The sequence below is a fragment of the Polaromonas sp. genome (assembly GCF_029945685.1).
GTDB lineage: Bacteria > Pseudomonadota > Gammaproteobacteria > Burkholderiales > Burkholderiaceae_C > Polaromonas.
This window is the reverse complement of sequence record NZ_JAQSDA010000024.1, coordinates 1-19,962: the sequence shown is the minus strand read 5'-3', so window position 1 is coordinate 19,962 and position 19,962 is coordinate 1. Positions and strand designations below refer to the sequence as shown.

Genomic DNA, 19,962 nt, shown 5'->3' with positions numbered 1-19,962 from the left:
GTTGTCTTGCTTGTTTGCTGGCTTATTCCGGTATCCAGGTGATCTTGCCGTCGTTCACATAGTCGTCAAACTGGGTGAGGGGAATGGCCGTCAGGCCGGCAATACCCGGCGCATCTTCCCAGCTCAGGGTGGCGCTGTCGAAAGACAGCGCGACTTCCACACGCACCTGCGGAATCGTGATGGGCGCACCGTCACCCGGTGTGTAAGTCACGTCACCGGTAATCATGGCGAACTGGGGCATGGCAATCTCCTGGAGGGATGAACGAACAGATGAACAGAGGAAGGAAATGGCCGCGCGTGCGACCCTAACGAAACATGGTACGCGCGACGAAGGTTTTTGTATGTCGGCGAAGAACGCGACTTGCGGGGCCGCCTCCGGGTCGCTGTTCACTGCGGTGCGATAGCATCGCCGCATGAGTACCCAATACGAAAGCCTTCACCCCGCCACGCTTTACCCTGACGCCTTCCATGTGGCCGCCCCCGCTTCACCCGTGGGGCGCAAGGTGTGGCCGCGCCAACCGGGTGTGTTCATTCGGGCGGCCCTGGCCGCAGAGGCGCAGGAAATCGCAGAGATCGAAGAGGAGGTTGCAGAGGCCGCAGACGTTGACCAGCCCGCGCGCGCGGCCCCGGTGCGTGAGCTGGTGGCCGGTCAATTCGGCCTGGTGCCGCGCTGGGTCAAGTCGGCGTCCGACGCCAAGCTGCGTTCCACCAAGCTGGTCAACGCCCGCTCGGAAACCGTGACCACCTCCAACAACTTCCGCGACGCCTGGCTGGCCGGGCAGCGCTGCATCGTGCCCATGATGGCCTTCATGGAAGACGACTGGCGCAGCGGCAAGGCCGTGCCCACCCGCATCGCCCGCGTGGACGGCAAACCCATGGGCGTGGCGGGCTTGTGGGAAAGCTGGACGGGGGCAGACGGCGAAGCCATCGTCAGCTACACCCTGCTCACCGTCAACGCCAACAGCCACGCCCTGATGAGCCGCTACCAGCAGCCCGGCAACGAAAAACGCATGGTGGCGATATTGAACGAGGGCGCGGCCGACGCCTGGCTCAGCGCGCGTCCCGAGAAAGCCAGGGAGTTCATGCGCGCCTACCCGGCCAACTGGCTGACGGCCAACCCAGTTGAGAAATAGCCCGTCTTCCGGCGAACGGTACTGGTCGTGCCGGGGTAGATCGCTGCGTGCTCCCCAAATGCAGCGAAGCGCTTAAAACGTTTCCCAATTTCCTTGGGTGGTAGCGAGGGCACCCGCATGGCTCAACTGCCGCTGCACGGGGGCTGCCACGGCCTGTTGGGCCCGGGGTGGCTGCCGGGGTGTTTCACGCGGGCCGATGTGGCTTGTGTGCCGCGTTGAATCGCCTTGCCCGGCATGTTGCTGCTGGTTCAGTTTGAAGGCACTGACCACCTGACTGAGCCCGCTGGCCTGCTCCTGCAGCGAGGACGCTGCAGCAGCGGCTTCTTCCACCAGCGCAGCGTTTTGCTGCGTCACCTGGTCCATCTGCGTGATCGCCTGGTTGATCTGCTCTATTCCCGCCGTCTGCTCCTGGCTGGCCGCCGTGATCTCGGCCATGATGTCGGTCACGCGTTTGACGCTGTCCACAATCTCGTCCATGGTCTTGCCGGCCTCGGCCACCTGTTTGCTGCCTTCCTCGACCTTGTCGACGGAGTCGCCGATCAGGGTCTTGATTTCCTTGGCCGCTGCCGCACTTCTCTGGGCCAGGTTTCGGACTTCTGCGGCCACCACGGCAAAACCTCTTCCCTGCTCGCCGGCCCGGGCCGCTTCAACGGCGGCGTTCAGGGCCAGGATGTTGGTCTGGAAGGCAATGCCGTCGATCACGCCGATGATGTCGACGATCTTTCTGGAAGAAGCATTGATGGCGCCCATGGTGCCGACCACCTCGGCGACCACGCTGCCGCCCTTGACGGCCACGCTGGAGGCGGTGACGGCCAGCTGGTTGGCCTGGCGGGCGTTGTCGGCATTCTGTTTGACGGTGCTGGTCAGCTCTTCCATCGACGCTGCGGTTTCTTCCAGGGAGCTGGCTTGCTCTTCGGTGCGGGACGACAGGTCGTGGTTGCCGGCGGCGATCTGGCTGCTTGCCGTGGCGATGGTGTCGGTGCCGCTGCGGACTTCGCCGACCACCCGAACCAGGCTGGCGCACATTTGTTTCATGGCAAACAACAGGCTGGTTTGGTCACCTGCGCGGGTCTGCACATCCATCGTCAGGTCGCCGGCAGCGATGCTGCTCGCAATAGCCACCGCGTAGTCGGGTTCACCGCCGAGTTGTTTCATCACATCGCGGGTCAGCCAGAAGGTGATGCCGACACCCAGCAGAATGGCCACGCCCGCCATGACCACACTGATGAGCAGCATCTGCTGTGTGAACCGGCGCAGTTCTGCTTCGGTGCTTTTGGCAGCCTCGTTTTTTGCCTTGATGAACTCCTGCAGACGCCCGCGCATGTCCCGCCAGATGGGGGTCTCTGCGGTATTCAGAAGGCTCTTGGCGGCGTTTGCATCACTCTGGGCGAGCGCTGCAACTTCCTTTTGGAGCAGCGCCTGCTTTTCTCGTAGATCGCCGATCTTCTGCAGGATGCTCAAGGTGTCGCCGTCCCCTTTTGAAAGGGAGAGCGCCGCCTGGTAAGAGGTTTTGAATTCGTCGCTGGCAGCGTCCAGGTTTTCCTGGGCCTTTTTATTCGCCGGGTCGAGCACGATATTGCGCAAGGCCTGCCCCATCTGCAAGCCTTGGGCATACAGATTGCTCCCGGCCTGAAGCAAGGCCTGGTCTTGCTGGAGAAAGTTCTCGAACTGGCTTTTCGCGTTCTGCATGCCCACCAGCGCCATGCCAATGGCCAAGGTGAAGCAGGCGCATACCAGCGCCATTACGGAGATCATTTTGGTTCGGAGTTTCATGGTGCACTTCCCTTTTTTTAGTTTCACAGAAAGAGCTGTGGCGGTTCGGCGGCGGTCGATGCCATTTAAACGGGTTCAATCCATCGAGGCGGGATATGCAGGACTTCAAACGCTTCCCATTCACCGGCCCCCGCGGCTGGGCGCAGAAACCAGCCGCCGCGCGGGCAGCCTTGCCGGTACTCTCTTTGAATAACGGCAAGTTGCACCAAAAACTTTAGGCAACGTCCATGGGGGGGGCTGGTTCTTTGGAAAGAGGGTGGGCGAGCGCATCTCGGCTAATCCCGCTCTCGGTGAACGCCCATAATCACGCGCTGATGAGTCGCACCTGCGGCCCGGTAACGAAAAACGAATGCTGGAGCTATTGAACGATGGCGCCTACGACGCCTGACTCAGCGCCCGGCCGGAGAAGGCTCGGGAGTTTGTGCGGCCTATCCGGCCAACTGGTTGACGGCTAACCTGGTTGAGAAAAAGGGCTGATTAGGGGGTGATGTCACCGCAAGGCGCTGTCTCAGTGTCTATGGCATCCACCCGTCACCCGAACCTAAGTAAGTCACTTGGTCGCCGCGCTTGACGCCTGCGCTGCTCAGCATTTCGGGAGTGACGTCGTCGGGGGAGATGACGACTTCTTCGGTGGGTTGGCGTGAGTGGGGATCGCCCGGTAGGGAACGGTAGCGATACGCAACAGGACCAGTATTCTGCTGCGATTGAAAGATGACATTTAATAAATGGTGTGAGAGCTCAATGACTATGCGCAAAAGCTCCGTGCGCGACTAAGTTCAGAATTGACTAAAGACTCAACATATACGCCTATGAAGTAAGCCATTGTTGAAATTTAGTGGGATCGGCGATAGTGTCGGCTTGGCCTCTGTCGGCCAGAAAGGCGCTCAGCATGCGCCCGTCCATCGCCACGATCCCCGTCTTATCAACCAAATTCCAAGCATCTTTGCTTAGCTCGCCAGTGGTGAAGAAAAGATAAAAGACCGGGTCGGCAATCTTGAGCGTTAACGTTTTGGCTGTATACGAGTTGGTAGAGTATGCATTGGCTCTGGCAAGCGAAACTGCTCCGAACAAATGTCTAAGATCAGGAGTTCCCGCTTTGCCTTGGGGATAGTGTTTGGCCTGACCTATCAACCAGATATCTAGTTTTTTCTGAACGGTAGGTGAGACATCGAATAAATACTTCTCCGCAACTGGATTTAATTTCCCAAAGAAGTCGACGCCTTCGTCTCGCGCAGCCTTTGTAACAACTGGAGTTTCCACACCTAACAGTCCAAGAATCTTGCTACAAAGACGCTCGAAATCGTATGGATCGACCATGGCATTCAATGTTGACTCAACCACGAAGGATAATTTTCGGCGCTTTTTCGCTGCTATTTCATCGGGAGTGTCATTTGAAAAGATATGACAGATGCCGCGAATTAAGGTGTCACCGCTTGCCGTTTGGAAGAGCACAAGCTTAAGCGGACGCCCTCGATCAGAGTGACCGTTCCAAACTGCTTTCAGTCTGCTTTGGATCGCCGATGCATGAGTCTCCGCCAAAATCTGAGCGTCCGAGATGGTCGAAACGCGCTGCGATTGCGTCAATAGTTTGACAACTAGATCTGAAATGGAAATGGGAGGTTCATCGAAATCAACCTCATCTATGAGGAGCAAAACAATGTCCGCTGGCTTCATAAACGTCGATTAGAAGTTACAAAGCCGAGTCAACTTTTAAGAAGCTTTAGATCTGATAGTCGCTCCGTGACTACCGCCAACAATCTTCCTAGAAGTTGTTCATCCTCTGGAGTTAGCCCTTTGAGTTCTTTAATGCCCAAGTCATCCAAAACTTCTTTAGCCAAAATTACTTGTGAACGCCAAAGTCCCGATAGCTCGTCCTTTCGAACTGCTGCAAGAGAGTCATTGAAAGAACGGTGTGGGTCTAGTAATACCGTTTTGGCTTCAGCATTGAGGAGAATTCCTTTTAGCTCCCGAACGTCTCTGTGTGATTGAAGCTTTGGGGGGTGTGTTGTTTCATCATCTCCTTGTTGCGGGGTTAATAACGAGTAAAACACCGCCAGTTCATCACTGCGTGAAAATAGAGACTGTTGATCATCCCAGCCGAGCCACTCGCGAATCTGAGGAACCGATACCGCTTCATGAAACAGTGGATACATTGCTGGAGTGGCGAATTCGCCGTAGTCTTCGTTTTCCTGCATTTGCGCTAGTGCGCTAAAGGCTCGAAATCTTCGGTTTACTTCTTGGGTTGACATTCCCAGACGTTCTGCGACTTCGACTGAAGGCAATTCAAGAGCCTTTTTCATGTCGAAGACTAATTTTGATCTCTGGTAACCATCCCATTGCTTAATGCCCGAGACATGTCGTATTCCCATGAGAGAAGAGAGAAATACATTGAGGTCATTGGCCGTGTCTGCAATCGCCGAAAGTACCGGCAACTTGCTAATTGACGCTAAAATTTTTGGATCTACCGTGGCCCCTGCATCATGCTCATTGAGAATTGAGGTTATTGCAGCTAAGCGGCGATTACCCTCCACAACAATATATTTTCCGGGAATTTTTTCGTAGGGCCTAACAACGAGTCGCTCCACCGAGATGAATCCATTTTTGAGAATCGAAGCTTTTAGTGGATTGAGTGAATCGCCCCCTCTAATTCGCTCGCGCGCTTTTGCTTGGACCGCTTCTTCGTGTAAGCGATCCGGATCTACGCGAACGTAGTCGCCCAAATCTTGGAAGCGATAATTGTTCGGATCTAGTAGAAGATCATTGGGGTCAACAAAAATTTCTTCAAGTTTCATATTGCTTCCAATATCATTTAGCCCAACTATCCTTCATCCCCGTCACCCGATTGAACACCGCTTTCCCCGCAGCGTGATCCTTCAAGTCAGTGACAAAGTACCCATGCCGCTCAAACTGAAAACGCTGACCGGCTTCAACGCTCGCCAGTGAAGGCTCCACATAAGCCGTCACCACGCTCAGGCTGTCCGGGTTCAGGTTCTCCAGAAAGTCCTTGCCGTCCGCCTCGGGGTGGGCCTGGGTGAACAGGCGGTCGTACAGCCGCACTTCGGCCTGCACGGCGTCGTTCACGCCGACCCAGGTGATCACGCCCTTGACCTTGACGCTGTCCGAGCCAGGGGTGCCGCTCTTGGTGTCGGGGATCAGTTTTGCCAACACTTCGGTGATGTTGCCCGCCGCGTCTTTGGTCGCGCCCACACATTCGATGACGTGGCCGTATTTCAGGCGCACCTTGCTGGCCGCAATCGCCTGGCCGCTGGCATTGGTGTGGGCGGGGAAGAGGCGGAAGAAACCTTTGGGGGGCGTTTCTTCGTAGTCGGTGCGTTCAATCCACACTTCCCTGCCGATCTTGAAGTGGCGTGTGCCCATGTCGGGGTGGTGCGGGTGCACGGGGGCGCTGCAGTCGTCCAATTTGCCGGCGCCCATGACCTCGTCCCAGTTGGTCAGCACCAGCTTCACCGGGTCGAGCACGGCCATGGCGCGCGGTGCGGTCGGGTCCAGCGTGTCGCGCAGGCAGCCTTCCAGCGTGCTGTAGTCAATCCAGCTGTCGCTTTTGGTCACGCCGATGCGTTCGGCAAACAATTGAATCGCTTCGGGCGTGTAGCCGCGCCGGCGCAGGCCGACGATGGTGGGCATGCGCGGGTCGTCCCAGCCAGTCACACGCTTTTCGTTGACGAGTTGGGCAAGCTTGCGTTTGCTGGTCAGCACATAGGTCAGGTTGAGCCGGGCAAACTCGTGCTGGTGCGGCAGCAGGAAGAGGTTGGGGCGTTCACCGTCGAGCGCGTGTTCGAGCAGCGGCGTGAACTGCGCGAGTTCTTTTTTGAGCAGCGCAAAAAACGCGGGCAGGTCGTGCAGCACGGCGTCGGGGTTGTGTTCCCAGCGCACAAACATGGCGCGCATCTGTGCCTCGGCCTCGCTGGCAAACAGCTTGTCGGCCCGGTTGTGGCAGTGCAGGGCAAATTCCTTGCCGGCTTCCAGGCCCTGGCCTTCGATTTTTTCAACCAGCTCGCGGGCCTGCGCAAACTGCGGCGCGCGCAGGATGGGCACGATGCGCTCCAGCGTCCAGTCGTAAAACGGGCGCTGGTCTTCAAACTCCAGCGTGCAGATGCTGTGGGTGATGTTTTCCAGCGCGTCCTCGATCGGGTGCGCATACGAGTACATCGGGTAAATGCACCATTGGTCGCCGGTGGCGTGGTGCGTGGCGCGGCGAATGCGGTAAATCGCCGGGTCGCGCATGTTGATGTTGGGGCTGGCCATGTCGATCTTGGCGCGGAGCACGGCGGCGCCGTCGGCGAGCTTGCCGTCCTTCATTTCGCGAAAACGCGCCAGGTTCTCGGCCGGCGTGCGGCTGCGGAAGGGGCTGTTGATGCCCGGTTTGACGAAGTCGCCGCGGTTGGTGCGCATGTCGTCGGCGCTTTGTTCGTCCACATAGGCGTGGCCGGTTTCAATCAGGTATTCAGCGGCGCGGTACATGAAATCGAAGTAGTCGCTGGCCTGGAACAGGTGGGCGGTGGCAACGCCGTTGACCGGGGCGTTCCAGTCAAAACCCAGCCACTTCACCGCATCAATGATGCTGTTGACGTATTCGGTGTCTTCTTTTTCGGGGTTGGTGTCGTCAAAACGCAGGTGGCACACGCCGCCGTAGTCGCGCGCCAGGCCGAAGTTCAGGCAGATGCTTTTGGCGTGGCCCACGTGCAGGTAGCCGTTGGGCTCGGGCGGAAAGCGGGTGCGGATGCGGGCGGTGTCGGGCTGGCCAGTGGCGTGGTGGGTGGCGTCGCCGGGGCTGCCGCCCCATTTGCGGCCGGAATAGGTGCCGGCGGCCAGGTCATGCTCGATGATCTGGCGCAGGAAATTGCTGGCTCTGGGGGTTTCTTTGTCTGCAGGAGGGGTCATGCGACTGATTCTAGTGTGCGGCCCTTGCCACACCGGTTGGGGCTCCTTGCGGGGCTGTGCTTTGTAAAGTAGCAAGTAAAGTTACCTTTCGCTACCGTCTTCACTGTGCAGTGGGTAGGCGGTTACGGCCTTGCCGCGTTTAATTCATGTACGGGCACTTTCTGCCCCGCTATACAAGGAGAAAGCCATGCTTAGTTCAACCGTTCAGGCCGCACCCCCCCGGCGCACCATTCTGATGGCCGGTGCCGCTGCCGCCCTGGCCGTCGCGGCGATGGGGTTTGCCGGCGGGGCCCACGCCCGCAGCGACGTGCAGTTTTCCGTCGGGGTGGTGCTTCCGGGCGCGCAGGTCGGCGTGACCAATGCCTACCCGGTGTATTCGCAGCCGGTTTACGTGCAGCCGCAGCCCGTCTATGTGCAACCCCGACCTGTGTATGTACAGCCGGCTCCGGTGTATTACCAGCCGGCGCCGGTGTATTACCAGCCGCGTCCTGTCTACGTGCAGCCCGCCCCGGTGTACTACGGCCGTCCCCACGGCTGGCACAGGGGGCATGGCCATCACGGGCGCGACGACGATGACCGCCGCGGTGGTTATCGCCAGGGTGGTTACTACGTGCAAAACCAAGGTTATTACGGCCGCTGACCCGCCGCTTGCCACCATCAAAAAAGCCCGCAGGCTCAGGTCTGCGGGCTTTTTTGTGGGCGCTGTGGACCGGTGCGGTACTGGAAGCAGCGCTTCAGGAGCCCTTGGCGCGCCAGAAAATGTAGTCGGCCTCGTAAGGCACGGTTTTGCGCATGCCCAGCTGTGCCGATGTGCAGGGGGTGCTCGATATCCAGCCGCCCACGGTGCGCAGGCGCTGGACATAGGTGATGTCGTGCAGCACCCCGGGCACGCCAGACGCCTGGGCGACGTAACGCTGCAGCGGCAGGTTGTTGCTGCCGTTGGGCACCTCGGAGAATTCGCGGGCCATGACGCTGGAGCCATCCCGGTGGACCCAGCTCGCGCGCGCCCCGGGTTTGTGCATGATGGCGCCGCCGTAGGTGTCGGTCAGGTCCACACTGCCATTTCGCATGAGCCACTCGTATTCATAAGGGGCGCGTTTGACGGCCTGGCATTCGTAGAGCAGCCTGCCATTGCTGGTGGCTTCCAGCACGGGCTGGAAACCGTCAGGCACCCGAACCGCCTCGGGCAGATCCTGCTGGGTGTTGTAGGGCTGAAGCGGTCGGTGGCTGCAGGCCCCCAGCAGGGCTGCGCTGCCGGCGAGCACAAGCAGGCCGAGGCTGCGCGACAGGCGGCCGCGGGGGAAATTGCCGGGGGAAGATGTTTGCACGAACGCTCCGGAGTGTGGGTTTGCCCTAGTACACCCCATGATCATGGGGGGCGCCGTACGGGGAAACCCCCGCACGCCAGCGCGGTTTGTCCTGTCCGCGACCGGCGCAGGCGTTTTTTCAGCCGAGGGTCGTGCAGGAAATGTCATATGCGCCCATGGTTTTGAGCTTGGCGCCCTGGCCGATCACCGCGTGGGTGCAGCTTTTCAGGGGCTTGCTGAAACCGGCTGGTCTGGCCTGCAGGCTGTAGCTGACGCGGCTGAAGCCCGGGGCATCGAAGGTGGAGCGCGTGGCCACGACGGCGTTGCTGCGGTTGTCGGGCGCTTCGGTGGATTGCGCGGCTGGCGTCAGTTCCCATGCCTGGGTTCCGTCGGCGCGAGCAACGCGTTGGTACAACACGTGGTCGTCACCGGCGGGTGACAGGGCTTGATCCAGGGTTTGAGCTGCCTCAGGCATAGGAGCGAGCACCATCTGGCCATAAGCGCGGGGCGCGTAAGCAGGACCTGAAGAAAAAACAGCCATCATGGCGGCCGTGCCGGTAACCACCAGCAGGGCCAGGCCGATGGTCAGGCTGATCGCGCGAAACAAATGGTGCGTGTTTCTCATGACAGGTTACTCCTTGCTGATCATTCGGCTATCAGACCGCAGGCCCGCGCCGGGCCCTGTAGGAAGCCGCCGCTTGCGCGGGACAGCGCACAGCGCGGCGTGGAACAGGGGCTTCCATGGAACAAGGTTTTTCCAGGCGGAGGGGCAGGAAGGCGTTTCATGAAAGGTCTGATGCATTATTGGTGGCGGCTGATGACCAGTTTCGGCTGCAACAGGTGTAAGCGTCTGTAGGACGCCGCGCCCGGGGTCTGCGGGCCAAAAACGCGATTCGCCGCATGCACCAAAAAAGCCTGCAGGCCACCGCGCACGCGATGGCCTGCAGGCTGTCAAAGCCGACCCCGCAAGACGCGAAGGCCGGCCGCTCACCATTGAGGGTGTGTTCACACTGTGGATGTCCGTGAGAACCGGGTCAAAAGAACCTGGTGAAAACATCATGGCCAGGCCAGGCGTGCGACGACGCTCAGCCTGCGGCAACCCGGGGCTTACATGGCCTTGTAGAAGATGTAGTCGGCCTGGTACTTGACGATCTGCTTTTCACCCAGATTGCCGGCGGCGCACGGGGCGGCCGGCGCAACGCCGCCCAGGGTGGCCACGCGCTGGATGTAGGTCACGCCCTGCATGGCGCCGTTGCCCATGGCGGGGTTGCCCTTGACGAGCTGCAGCGGAATGCTGCCGGCCATGTTGGGCGCGACGGCGAGTTGCGTGGCGGTCAGTTTGGAGCCGTCCATGGCTTCCCAGGTGGCGGGCGGGCCGTAGTACTTGCCGACCTGTTTGCCGCTGCGGTCCATCAGTTTGGCGTCGGGACCGACAAACACCCACTCGAACTGGCCGGCCATGTCTTTTTTGGCGCTGCACTGGTAGGTGATGTCGCCCATGCCCACGGTCTCGAGGGCCACCCGGTTGCCGGCGGGCACCTGGACGGTGGCCGGCAGGCCGGCCTGCGAGTAGGTCGGCATCATCGGGGTCATGCTGCCGCAGGCGGCAACAAGGGAAACGGCGGCGGTGGCAAGGGCGGTACGGATCAACATGAGGGGTACTCCGGATAGTGAGCTGGCTGGGGCCAGTTGTGGGTGGTGGATGTCGCGGGTCAACACGGCGTACGGCGGCAGGAATGCCGGGCGTTCGATCGCGTCTGGGGGGGATACGTGTCCGGCGCGCGGGTGGATTCAGCACGGGCGGGCAGCGCGCGCAAAAAATCACGCCGGGCCTTCCCATGTCATGTCAGGTGCAACTGGCGGGGCAGGGTTGTTGCGAAGCCGGCCTTGCCCGCGCGTTCGGGCTGGCGAGTGAAGCGGCGCGCCGTTGGTTGGCGGAGTGCTTATTGCCCGAAGCGCGGGCCGATTTTCAGAAACTCGAATTCCAGCGCGCTGCTGGTGCGCCCCAGCGCGTTGTTGCGGTGGGGAAAACGGCCGTAGCGGGCAATGATGTCGCGGTGCTTGACGGCAAAGTCCAGCGAGCTCTGGACGCTGGCGCGGTGCGCCTCGGGCACGGCCGCCACCAGGGCGCTGAAGCGGCGCACGCCTTCTTCCTGCAGGGCCAGGCTTTCGGCATGGGTGAGCGGCATGTACAAGAAGACGCGGCCCACCCAGGGCAGGGCCTCGTCCATGCGCCGCGCGAGTGCTTCGCTCACCAGGTGCTGGGCCTGCTCGTCGCCGGCAAAGGCCTTTTCCGTACCGCGAAAGATATTGCGGGGAAACTGGTCGAGCAGAATCACCAGCGCCAGCCGGCTCAGCGGCTGCGCCTCCCAGTCGGCCAGGCGGCCGGCCAGCGCCTGCTCGACCAGCTTGCCAAAGGTCTGGCGGATGTCCTCGTCAAGCTGCGGCCCGCCGGTGAACCAGCGCTTGCCCATGTCCTGGCTGGGCCAGCCCAGCGTGAGACCGTCACCGAACCAGAAGTCAAGGACCAGGTCGGGCGAGGCCGAGCCGGGGGACGATATGGAGGATGAGGGCATGGGATGAAGGACTGAAGGACTGAAGGACTTGAGGCCTGAATGGCTGAATGTACTCGTGGTTGAGGCTGGTTTTCTATCCAGCAGCGCGATGCTGCTTTCACGACTGCTACTGAATATATAGCTGCTTGCGACCGCTGTACAAGGGCGGGCGGCACTTTTTGTTCAATTTTCTTGCGTTGCCCGGGCGTTGGCGGGGAGAAGGCCGTCGTCTGCCGCTAACATGGCCGGGACTCACACCGCAGGCCCCTAAAAACAAGGAGGGTTTCATGTCTCTCAGTCGAATCGCTGCAGCCTTGGGCGCAGCGCTGGTTTTGCTCACCCTGGGGGCCTGCAGCACGGCACCCACCCACTCTGGCCTGGCGGCCGCGCAAGGCCGCGGTGAGCTGGCGCCGCTGGTGCCGGTGCGGCGTTTTGTCGCCAACATCGACTTCGCAGCCGGCTTTGTGTTGTCGCCCGACGGACAGCGGCTGATGTGGCTGCAGGCGGTCGGCACCGACAGCGGCCTGGCGGTACGCCCGGTCGCCGACGGCAGCGCTGTCACCACTTACGCCATTGGCAACCAGGGGCGCAGCGGCAGCACCCACACCTGGCTGGCCGACAGCCGGCACCTGCTGTACAGCAAGGACCCGACGGGTGATGAAAACACCCAGCTGTTCGTGCAGGACACGCAGGCCGCCGTGTTTGCGCCCTGGGCGGTCACGCCGTGGCGCGGCGTACGCTCGGTGTACCTGGGCCGCTCGGGCTTTGAGGGCGCGAAATTTTTCTTTGCCAGCAACCGGCGCGACAAATCGACGCTGGACCTTTACGAAGGCGACGCGTTGACCCGCACTTTCAGGGAAGTGGCGCGCAGTGACGGCAGCGTGACGAGCTGGATTCTGGGCGTCAACCGTGAACTGGCCGGCCGCGCACGGCAGCTGGGCCGCGCCGACGGCTCGGACGTGGCTGTGGAACTGCTGCAGCCCGATGGCAGCTGGCGCACGCTCAAGACCGTCGGCGGGTTTGACTCCTACTGGATGAACCGGGTGGACACGGCGGCGGGAAAGGCCTGGGTGACCTCCAACATCGGACGCGACAGGACCGCGCTGCTTGAAGTGGACCTGGCCAGCGGCCAGGAGCGGGTGCTGGCCGCGCACGACCAGGTGGATCTGGGCATGGCGCTTTTTGGCACCCGTGGCGGCCCGCTGGCTTATGTGTTCGAGCCCGACATGCCGCGCATCAGCTACCTGGACGCGGCGATGGATCGCGAGGTGAAGGCTGCGGTGCAGAAAGCGCTGGCGGCCGGCTTGCTGCCGGACGCGCCGGTGATCACGCGGCCACAAGGTTTTTCCGAAGACCAGCAGCGGGTGGTGCTGCGCAGCGTGGGGCACTTTGATTCGGCCGAGTTGCTGCTGGACCGCCGCACCGGCCAGGTGCGCCGGCTGAACCCCTTGCAGCGCGAGGCAGGCGCGCTGCTGGCGAAGGAGGAGCCGTTTTCCTTCAGGGCCTCGGACGGCCGCACCATCCACGGCTACCTGATTCGCCCGCGCGGGGTGCAGGGGCCGGTGCCCATGGTGATGTCCATCCACGGCGGCCCCTGGGTGCGCGAGAGCTGGAGCCCGGCGGTGTTTGACTCCTCGCAGTTGCTCGTCAACCGCGGTTATGCGGTGATGACGCTGAACTACCGCGGTTCCGCCGGCTACGGGCGCGAACACATGTGGGCCGGCGAGCGGCAGTATTTTGGCCGCCTGCAAAAAGACATTGCCGAAGGGGTGCAGTGGGCGATTGACCAGCAGATTGCCGACCCGAAACGCCTGGCGGTGCTGGGCGGCAGCTTCGGCGGCTTTTCGGTGCTGGCGCAGCTGATCCAGAAACCGCATGACTACGCCTGCGGTGTGGACGTGGTGGGCGTGGCGAACTGGCCGCGTGTGGTGGACAACTGGCCGCCGTTCTGGCGCAGCCGGCATGTTTTTGGACGCTTTTATGGCGACGTGAACAAGCCCGAAGACCGCGCGCAGATGCTGGCGAACTCGCCGATCACGCATCTGGACAAGATCACCGCACCGCTGCTGGTGGTGCACGGCGGCAACGACATTCGCGTGTTGCGCCAGGACTCGGACGACGTGGTGGCCGGGCTGCAGAAGCTGGGCCGTCCGGTGCAGTACCTGGTGTTTGCCGACGAGGGCCACAGCATCTCGAAATGGCGCAACCGGCTCGCCATGTGGCGCACTATCGAAGACAAGCTGGCCGGCTGCCTGGGCGGGCGCAGCGCGGGGTTTGACTATTACCAGTTGATGCCGAGGTAAGTCGCACGGCTGCGCGGCTGGGAGCTTACAGCGCCCGGAACAGCGGGCTGTACAGCCGGCTGACCGCCAGCTTTTCCGGCCTGCCGCGCAGGCTCAGGGTGAGTTTGCCGGTGTCGTCGCGGCTGACCGCGTCAATCGCCCCGGCCTGCACCACGGTGCCGCGGTGAACCTGCCAGAAGGTTTGTGCATCGAGCTGCGGCAGCAGGTCTTTCAGCGGCGTGCGTATCAGGTACTCGTGGTCGGCGGTGAGCACCCGCACGTATTTGTCGGCCGCTTCAAAGTACAGCACCTCGCCCACCGGCACCATGCGGATGCTGGTGCCGACACTGATCTGCAGCACCTTCAGCGGGCCGCTGTCGGGCCCCGGTGCCCGGGTGGCGGCGAGCAGCTGGCGCAACTGTTGCAGGGTGGTGTCCAGGCTTGCGTCCGGAGTCACTCCTGAATGGATAGCTGGCGGCGCCCGTGTGGCAAGGGCTTGCTGCACTTTTGACACTGTTTTCTGCAGGCGCCCGGCTTGCACGGGCTTGAGCAGGTAGTCCACCGCCTGCGCTTCAAAGGCCTGCACCGCGTACTGGTCGTAGGCGGTGACAAACACCAGCGCGGGAAAGGGGGTGTCCTGCGGCCAGTCGTCGGCCAGTTCGGCAGCGGCCTCCAGACCGCCCAGGCCGGGCATGCGGATGTCGAAAAACAGCACCTCGGGCAGCAACTGCAGCGACTGCGCCACGGCCGAGGCGCCGTCCCCCACCGTGGCGAGCACACGCAGCGCGGGCCAGGCGCGCGCCAGCTCGGCCTGCAGGGCCTGGGCCAGCAGCGGTTCGTCTTCGGCGATCAGCGCCGTGGCCGGGTGGTTGTTCATGGGTTGAAGGGAAATCGAACACTGGCCCTTGTGCCACCTGCGCTGGCAGCTACCAATTCAATAGCGGTGTCGGCGCCGTAGGTGCTGGCCAGGCGCTCGCGCACCTGGGCCATGCCGAAACCGGCGTGGTTTTTGGCGGCGCCCGACAGGCCGACACCGGTGTCCAGCACCTCCAGGACCAGCGCCGCGCCTTCGCGCCGGGCACGCACGGTGACGTGGCCGCCTTCGACCTTGGGCTCCAGCCCGTGCTTGATGCTGTTTTCCACCAGCGGCTGCAGCAGCAGCGTGGGCACCGGATGCTGCGCCAGTTCGGCGGGCAACTCCAGCGTGTAAGTCAGGCGCGGCCCCATGCGGATCAGCATGAGCTCGAGGTAGTCGCGCAGGCGGTCGAACTCGGCCTGCAGCGTGTGGGTGGGCGCGAGCGAGGCGCCCAGCGTGGCGCGCAGGTAGTCAATCATGTGGTCGAGCATGACCTGGGCGCGCGACGGGTCGGCGGCAATCAGCGCGCGCAGGTTGGCCAGCGTGTTGAACAGCATGTGCGGCTCAAGCTGGGTTTCCAGCAGCTTGAGGCGGGCCTCGCTGGCGTGCTGGCGGGCCTCGTCCATCTTGCGCAGGAGGTAGGCGCTTTTGTTGATGGAGTAGAAATAAAAACTGCCCGCAATGCCGGCCAGCGCGGTGATCAGGATGGAGCTGCGCAGCTCGCTGCTGTCGCTGCGACCGGCGCCGGGCGAGTGCCAGCCGTAGTAGGCACACAGCAGGTCGGCAATGGCCGTGCCCAGCAGGTAGCCCAGCGTGATGCTGCCGATCACCAGCACCAGACCGGCCCAGCCGGACGGCCAGCCGGTTTCCGCGCTGGAGGGGAACAGGTGGCGGCCGATGTCGATGCCGGCCCAGGTGATGCCCGCAATCAGCACCGAATACACCAGCGGCGGACCCCAGGGCCGCTCCGGCATGAAGGCGTACTGGATGGCGGCGATCGCCAGCGCGAAAGCCATGACCTGCAGCAGGTGCCGCAGCTTGGAGGTCCAGTCGATGTTCATGGGTGCGGGCCGTCGCCGCGCTGGCGCTGCAGGCGTTCGCGCTCTTTCTGCACCAAACGCTCGCGCAGGCCGCCGCCGTTGCCCAGCACGAACACCGCCACGCCATGCAGCACCAGCCCCAGGCCCCAGCCCAGCAGTGGAAACAGCGACCAGGGCCGGCTCCCGAAACCGTGGGTCGACATGGCGAAGATCAGCAGGTTGACCAGCAGGTAGAGCACGGCGTGCACATACCAGCCCAGCTTGGCGCCGGCGCGCTTGTGCGCCAGGCGTTCTAGGCTTTCGGGCAGGGGTGGGGTGGGCATCATGGGTGGGCTTGAAAAATCATTCTAGAGCAGGGCGATGGATTCAGGCCCGGAGAAAACACCCGGCCGGGTGCCGGGGCCCGCCTGCGGCACGGCGCTGAAGGCGGCCTTTGACAAGGGCGCCTTGATGCCGGCCAGCGGCGCGATCGGTGCCGGCCCGCCGAAGGTGACGGCGGCGGCCAGGGCTGTGAACAGCAGGGACACGGCGGCGAAAGCCACTAAAGCGGAGCGGGTGACGGACCGGTTCATGGCAGCAGGTGGCGGTGGAAAAAGGCGGTGATCCTGCCGTCAACCTCGGGCAGCTGGCTGCGATCGAACCCCGGCGGGTCGCCCAGCAGTTCGGCTTCAATGCTGCCGGGCCGCAGGGGCGGCAGCGGCGACAACATGGCGCCATGGCCCGCGGTCGGCAGATCGGCGATGACTTCGCATGATCTGCAGGCGGCCCGCACGGCCCCAATGTGGAAACGCGGCACCTGGTTGACGTCTTTCTGCGCCACGACCAGGCCCAGCGGAACGCGCGGGGTGGCCAGCGAAGCCATGTCGAAGTCGGCCGCAAAAGGCACACTGGCCACGATGGCGCGCACCCGCGCATCGGTGTGGGTTTGCCAGGCGGCATCGTCAAAACGCTGGCGGATCACGCCCAGGGCCAGGCTTTTCTTGATGCCGTCCAGAAAGTTGCCGCGCAGGCGGGTGATGAAGCCGACGCAGGAGGAAAAATCCTCGGCAATGTGGGCTTCGCAATGCTGCCTGAAGGTCGCCGGCGACCAGCGCCCGCCCGCCAGACTCAGCGCGGTGTGTCCGCCGGCAGAGCCGCCGTACAGGCCCACCTTGTCCAGCGCCAGCAGTGGCGAAAAACGGGGGTCCTGTCCGACGGCGTCGATGGCGCGCGAGACTTCGGCCGGCCGCCGCTTCCAGCTTTCGGGCCCCGGGGTGGACGGGTCGCGGGCGTTGTCGCCATGGTGCTCGGGCAGGGCCACCACAAAGCCGGCCTCGACCAGCGTGCGCGCCAGGTCGGTGTGTACCCAGGGCGCGCCGCCGGAGCCGTGCGAGATGATGACCAGCCGGCCGTTGCCACGCACCGGCAGGCCGTCGCTGGCCAGGGCCAGGCTGAAGGGGCCGCGCTGGAGTGGGCGGTCTGGCGCGCTGGACGGGTAGAACACGGTGACGGGCCCGTCGTCTTGCAGGCCGGGCACGGTGGCCAGGCCCGTGCCCGCATGGGTGCAGGCGGCGGCTAGCCAGAGTGCGCAGGGGATCAGGTATTTTTTCATGGGGTGCTGCCCGTTCACCACGCGTCGCGCTGCAGCGACAGGCGCTCACGTTCCTGCTGCAGCAGGCGCTCATGCAGGCCGGCGCCGCCCGTCAGCAGAAACACCACGGCGCCGTGCACCGCCAGGCCGATGCCCCAGCCGAGCAGGGGAAACACCGCCCAGTGCCGACCGCTGGCAAGCGACAAGGTGAGCAGCAGCAGGTTGACCAGCAGGTAGACGCTGGCGTGGATGTACCAGCCGAGTTTGGCGGCGGCGCGTTTGCGCGCCAATTGCTCGATGTCAGTATCGGACAGGGGCGTTGATGGGTGGCGCGAGTTCATGGTGTTTCCTTTCAGATGTTGGAAAGCGCAGAAGCAGGGGCGGCGGGCCGCATGGCCAGGCGCCAGAGGCGGGCGGCACGGGCGGCAAAGATGCCGCTGAACAGGCCATACAGGGCGCCGGCGCTCAGCGCGTACTGGCTGTCGCGCGCCAGCTGCGGCTGCATGGCGAGGTCGACACCGACGACGTACTTGGTCAGGAAGATGGCGAGGATCAGCGCCAGCGGCAGCCAGCTGCCCGGCACGGTGAAACTGCGGCGTGCTGCGTCGTACGCAGTGCCTGCAGGCGACGACTGGCGGGCAAGCAGGCCCAGCATGGCCGCGGCAGCGACCAGCCAGACCAGCACCACCTCGCCGAACAGCGGCGAGCCGCCAAAGGCCGAGACCGTGCCCCACAGCGACAGGCCGGTCATGGCCGTGGGCATCAGCGCCATCCGCAGCGCGCCGACGCTGCGTGTGCGCACCTGGCTCAGGCCCAGCGTGAGCAGGACGCCGAACAGGCCCCAGACCCAGGTCGGGGTGTTTTTGAGGACGGGCCCGAGGGCCTGGGGATGTTGCATAAGGAGCTGGATCAGCATGGTGTTCTCCGGTGTGGGAAAGAAAAAGAGCAAGAAAAGGTGGACTCAGACCAGGCCCAGACTGCCCCAGAGCAGCGAGCCGAGGTAGCGGTTGGGCAGCAGGGTGAACCCGCCGGCGACCACGCTGGCGCTGACATAGGTGATCAGCATGTAGCGGCGGTGCCGTTTGATGTTGCCCTGGGCCAGAAACCAGAAAGCGCCGAACATGCCGGCAAACGCGGCCGGCACCAGCAGGTGAATGGGGGTGTAGCCGCCAATGTTGGGCAGCTTGAAGTCGCGGATGAAAAGCGCAGAGACGGCGGTGACCACCATCAGGGTGACCCACGCATAGCCGAAAGCGCGGTGCAGCCGCGGGCGCTGGGCACGGCCCTGGCGAGCCCACAGGGCCATGGGGCCGACGAGGGTAGCGCCGATGGCGGCGGTCAGGTGAACTGCGATGGTGGGTGACATTTGCATGGTGCTCTCCGATCAACAAGGTGAAAACAGAATGAAACGGACTGTGCCGGGGCGGCCGCGCCGGCGCGAGGGTTTTGCGACGAAATGCAGGAGCAGGGGCGCGAGTTGCAGCCAGTGAACGCGAAAAGCGCGGCTCCGGCGCCTGCCGTGGCCCGGGAGTCAGCGGGCCGGCGGCGATAATCAGGCCCTATTTACTGGAGTGCGCGTGGACATAACATTGCTGATCAAAGCCGCCGTCATGGGCATCGTGGAGGGGCTGACCGAGTTTTTGCCGATTTCTTCCACCGGCCACCTGATTCTTGCGGGCGCCTTGCTGGGTTTTGACGACGACAAGGCCAAGGTTTTTGACATTGCGATCCAGACCGGCGCCATTTTTGCCGTGATCCTGGTCTACTGGCAGAAGATCCGCGCCACGGTGGTGGCCCTGCCGACGGAAAAACAGGCCCGGCAGTTTGCACTCAATGTGCTGGTGGCCTTTGTACCGGCGGTGATTCTGGGCCTGCTGTTCGGCAAGGCCATCAAGGCCCACCTGTTCACGCCCGTGGTGGTGGCCAGCACCTTCATCATTGGCGGTTTCGTCATTTTGTGGGCCGAGCGGCGGCAAAAAATGAATCCGGCCACCGCACGCATTCATGAGGTCGAGGCCATGACCATGATGGATGCGCTCAAGGTGGGCCTGGTGCAGTGCCTGGCCATGGTGCCCGGCACCAGCCGCAGCGGCGCCACCATCATCGGCGGCATGCTGCTGGGCCTGTCACGCAAGGCGGCGACGGATTTTTCTTTTTACCTGGCGATTCCGACGCTGATCGGTGCCGGTGTCTACAGCCTGTACAAGGATCGGGCGCTGCTGTCGGTTGCGGACCTGCCGCTGTTCGGCGTGGGGCTGCTGTTTGCCTTTGTCAGCGCCTGGCTGTGCATTCGCTGGCTGCTGCGCTACATCGCCACCCACAGCTTTGTCCCGTTTGCCTGGTACCGCATCGTGTTCGGCATCGTGGTGCTGGTGACGGCGCAGATGGGCTGGGTCACTTGGGCGGGTTGACTCCCGTGGGTTGTCATCCCGGACTTGATCCGGGAGCCATGTCGTTGCGAGCTTGAGCATCGACAGTGCTTCCGACAAGCCGGGTCTCGCCCCGGCGGGCGAGGCACTTTTCTTTGCGTCGCCAAAGAAAAGT

21 protein-coding genes are annotated in these 19,962 nt (G+C 63.0%); 4 read left to right on the top strand and 17 right to left on the bottom strand.

Annotation, left to right across the window (positions count from 1 at the left end; all coding sequences use genetic code 11):
* Positions 1–22 precede the first annotated feature (22 nt).
* Entirely contained in the window at positions 23–241 is a 219-nt protein-coding gene (locus PSV26_RS15385) for a hypothetical protein (RefSeq protein ID WP_300571956.1), read from the bottom strand.
* Between the two features lie 172 nt (positions 242–413).
* Here PSV26_RS15385 and PSV26_RS15380 point away from each other — a divergent pair, with 172 nt between their 5' ends.
* Positions 414–1,133: an SOS response-associated peptidase family protein gene (locus PSV26_RS15380; RefSeq protein WP_300571954.1), complete on the top strand. Its 720-nt coding sequence runs from the start codon at positions 414–416 to the stop codon at positions 1,131–1,133.
* A 72-nt stretch (positions 1,134–1,205) separates the two neighbouring features.
* Here PSV26_RS15380 and PSV26_RS15375 read toward each other — a convergent pair whose 3' ends face one another.
* From PSV26_RS15375 to PSV26_RS15360, 4 genes are all read right to left on the bottom strand, one after another.
* Positions 1,206–2,906, bottom strand: a complete 1,701-nt coding sequence (locus tag PSV26_RS15375; protein WP_300571952.1) for a methyl-accepting chemotaxis protein — start codon at positions 2,904–2,906, stop codon at positions 1,206–1,208.
* Between the two features lie 807 nt (positions 2,907–3,713).
* Positions 3,714–4,580 (bottom strand): restriction endonuclease, encoded by an 867-nt coding sequence (locus PSV26_RS15370; RefSeq protein ID WP_300571950.1) that lies wholly within the window; start codon positions 4,578–4,580, stop codon positions 3,714–3,716.
* A 29-nt stretch (positions 4,581–4,609) separates the two neighbouring features.
* Positions 4,610–5,698, bottom strand: coding sequence for a ParB N-terminal domain-containing protein (locus PSV26_RS15365; protein WP_300571948.1), 1,089 nt, complete (start codon positions 5,696–5,698; stop codon positions 4,610–4,612).
* A 13-nt stretch (positions 5,699–5,711) separates the two neighbouring features.
* Positions 5,712–7,808 carry a glutamine--tRNA ligase gene (locus PSV26_RS15360; RefSeq protein WP_300571946.1) on the bottom strand — a complete coding sequence of 699 codons (2,097 nt, stop codon included), beginning with the start codon at positions 7,806–7,808 and terminating at the stop codon, positions 5,712–5,714.
* A 235-nt stretch (positions 7,809–8,043) separates the two neighbouring features.
* On the opposite strand from PSV26_RS15360, the gene PSV26_RS15355 reads away from it, so the two are divergent.
* Positions 8,044–8,448 carry a hypothetical protein gene (locus tag PSV26_RS15355; RefSeq protein WP_300516315.1) on the top strand — a complete coding sequence of 135 codons (405 nt, stop codon included), beginning with the start codon at positions 8,044–8,046 and terminating at the stop codon, positions 8,446–8,448.
* A 94-nt stretch (positions 8,449–8,542) separates the two neighbouring features.
* Here PSV26_RS15355 and PSV26_RS15350 read toward each other — a convergent pair whose 3' ends face one another.
* From PSV26_RS15350 to PSV26_RS15335, 4 genes are all read right to left on the bottom strand, one after another.
* The gene (locus PSV26_RS15350) at positions 8,543–9,136 is read right to left on the bottom strand and encodes a DUF3455 domain-containing protein (protein ID WP_300571944.1); all 594 of its coding nucleotides are present in this window, start codon (positions 9,134–9,136) and stop codon (positions 8,543–8,545) included.
* Positions 9,137–9,254: 118 nt separating this feature from the next.
* Positions 9,255–9,740, bottom strand: a complete 486-nt coding sequence (locus PSV26_RS15345; RefSeq protein ID WP_300571942.1) for a hypothetical protein — start codon at positions 9,738–9,740, stop codon at positions 9,255–9,257.
* A gap of 482 nt (positions 9,741–10,222) precedes the next feature.
* Complete coding sequence (locus tag PSV26_RS15340; protein WP_300571940.1) at positions 10,223–10,768, bottom strand: DUF3455 domain-containing protein; 546 nt, start codon at positions 10,766–10,768, stop codon at positions 10,223–10,225.
* Positions 10,769–11,058: 290 nt separating this feature from the next.
* Complete coding sequence (locus tag PSV26_RS15335; protein ID WP_300516100.1) at positions 11,059–11,691, bottom strand: DUF924 family protein; 633 nt, start codon at positions 11,689–11,691, stop codon at positions 11,059–11,061.
* Between the two features lie 266 nt (positions 11,692–11,957).
* On the opposite strand from PSV26_RS15335, the gene PSV26_RS15330 reads away from it, so the two are divergent.
* Entirely contained in the window at positions 11,958–13,973 is a 2,016-nt protein-coding gene (locus PSV26_RS15330; protein WP_300571938.1) for a prolyl oligopeptidase family serine peptidase, read from the top strand.
* Between the two features lie 25 nt (positions 13,974–13,998).
* Here the strand turns inward: PSV26_RS15330 and PSV26_RS15325 are convergent, their stop codons facing one another.
* The 8 genes from PSV26_RS15325 to PSV26_RS15290 are packed head-to-tail and all read right to left on the bottom strand — an operon-like array spanning position 13,999 to position 18,790.
* On the bottom strand, positions 13,999–14,829 hold the full coding sequence (locus tag PSV26_RS15325) for a LytTR family DNA-binding domain-containing protein (protein WP_300516094.1): 831 nt from the start codon (positions 14,827–14,829) through the stop codon (positions 13,999–14,001).
* Positions 14,826–15,869, bottom strand: coding sequence for a histidine kinase (locus tag PSV26_RS15320; protein ID WP_300571936.1), 1,044 nt, complete (start codon positions 15,867–15,869; stop codon positions 14,826–14,828). Before PSV26_RS15320 ends, PSV26_RS15325 begins: the two co-directional genes overlap by 4 nt.
* Complete coding sequence (locus tag PSV26_RS15315; protein WP_300516312.1) at positions 15,866–16,171, bottom strand: 2TM domain-containing protein; 306 nt, start codon at positions 16,169–16,171, stop codon at positions 15,866–15,868. The genes PSV26_RS15320 and PSV26_RS15315 overlap by 4 nt, the downstream gene beginning before the upstream one ends.
* A 24-nt stretch (positions 16,172–16,195) precedes the next feature.
* Positions 16,196–16,420 (bottom strand): hypothetical protein, encoded by a 225-nt coding sequence (locus PSV26_RS15310; protein WP_300516089.1) that lies wholly within the window; start codon positions 16,418–16,420, stop codon positions 16,196–16,198.
* Positions 16,417–17,439: a dienelactone hydrolase gene (locus tag PSV26_RS15305; RefSeq protein WP_300571934.1), complete on the bottom strand. Its 1,023-nt coding sequence runs from the start codon at positions 17,437–17,439 to the stop codon at positions 16,417–16,419. Before PSV26_RS15305 ends, PSV26_RS15310 begins: the two co-directional genes overlap by 4 nt.
* A gap of 14 nt (positions 17,440–17,453) precedes the next feature.
* A complete protein-coding gene (locus tag PSV26_RS15300) occupies positions 17,454–17,759 on the bottom strand; it encodes a 2TM domain-containing protein (protein ID WP_300516083.1) in 306 nt (101 codons plus the stop codon).
* A gap of 11 nt (positions 17,760–17,770) precedes the next feature.
* Positions 17,771–18,334, bottom strand: coding sequence for a DUF6622 family protein (locus PSV26_RS15295; protein ID WP_300571932.1), 564 nt, complete (start codon positions 18,332–18,334; stop codon positions 17,771–17,773).
* A 45-nt stretch (positions 18,335–18,379) separates the two neighbouring features.
* Complete coding sequence (locus tag PSV26_RS15290; RefSeq protein WP_300516077.1) at positions 18,380–18,790, bottom strand: DUF2306 domain-containing protein; 411 nt, start codon at positions 18,788–18,790, stop codon at positions 18,380–18,382.
* A gap of 205 nt (positions 18,791–18,995) precedes the next feature.
* Between PSV26_RS15290 and PSV26_RS15285 the strand changes: the two genes are divergently transcribed.
* Positions 18,996–19,829: an undecaprenyl-diphosphate phosphatase gene (locus tag PSV26_RS15285; protein WP_300516074.1), complete on the top strand. Its 834-nt coding sequence runs from the start codon at positions 18,996–18,998 to the stop codon at positions 19,827–19,829.
* The last annotated feature ends 133 nt before the right edge of the window (positions 19,830–19,962 follow it).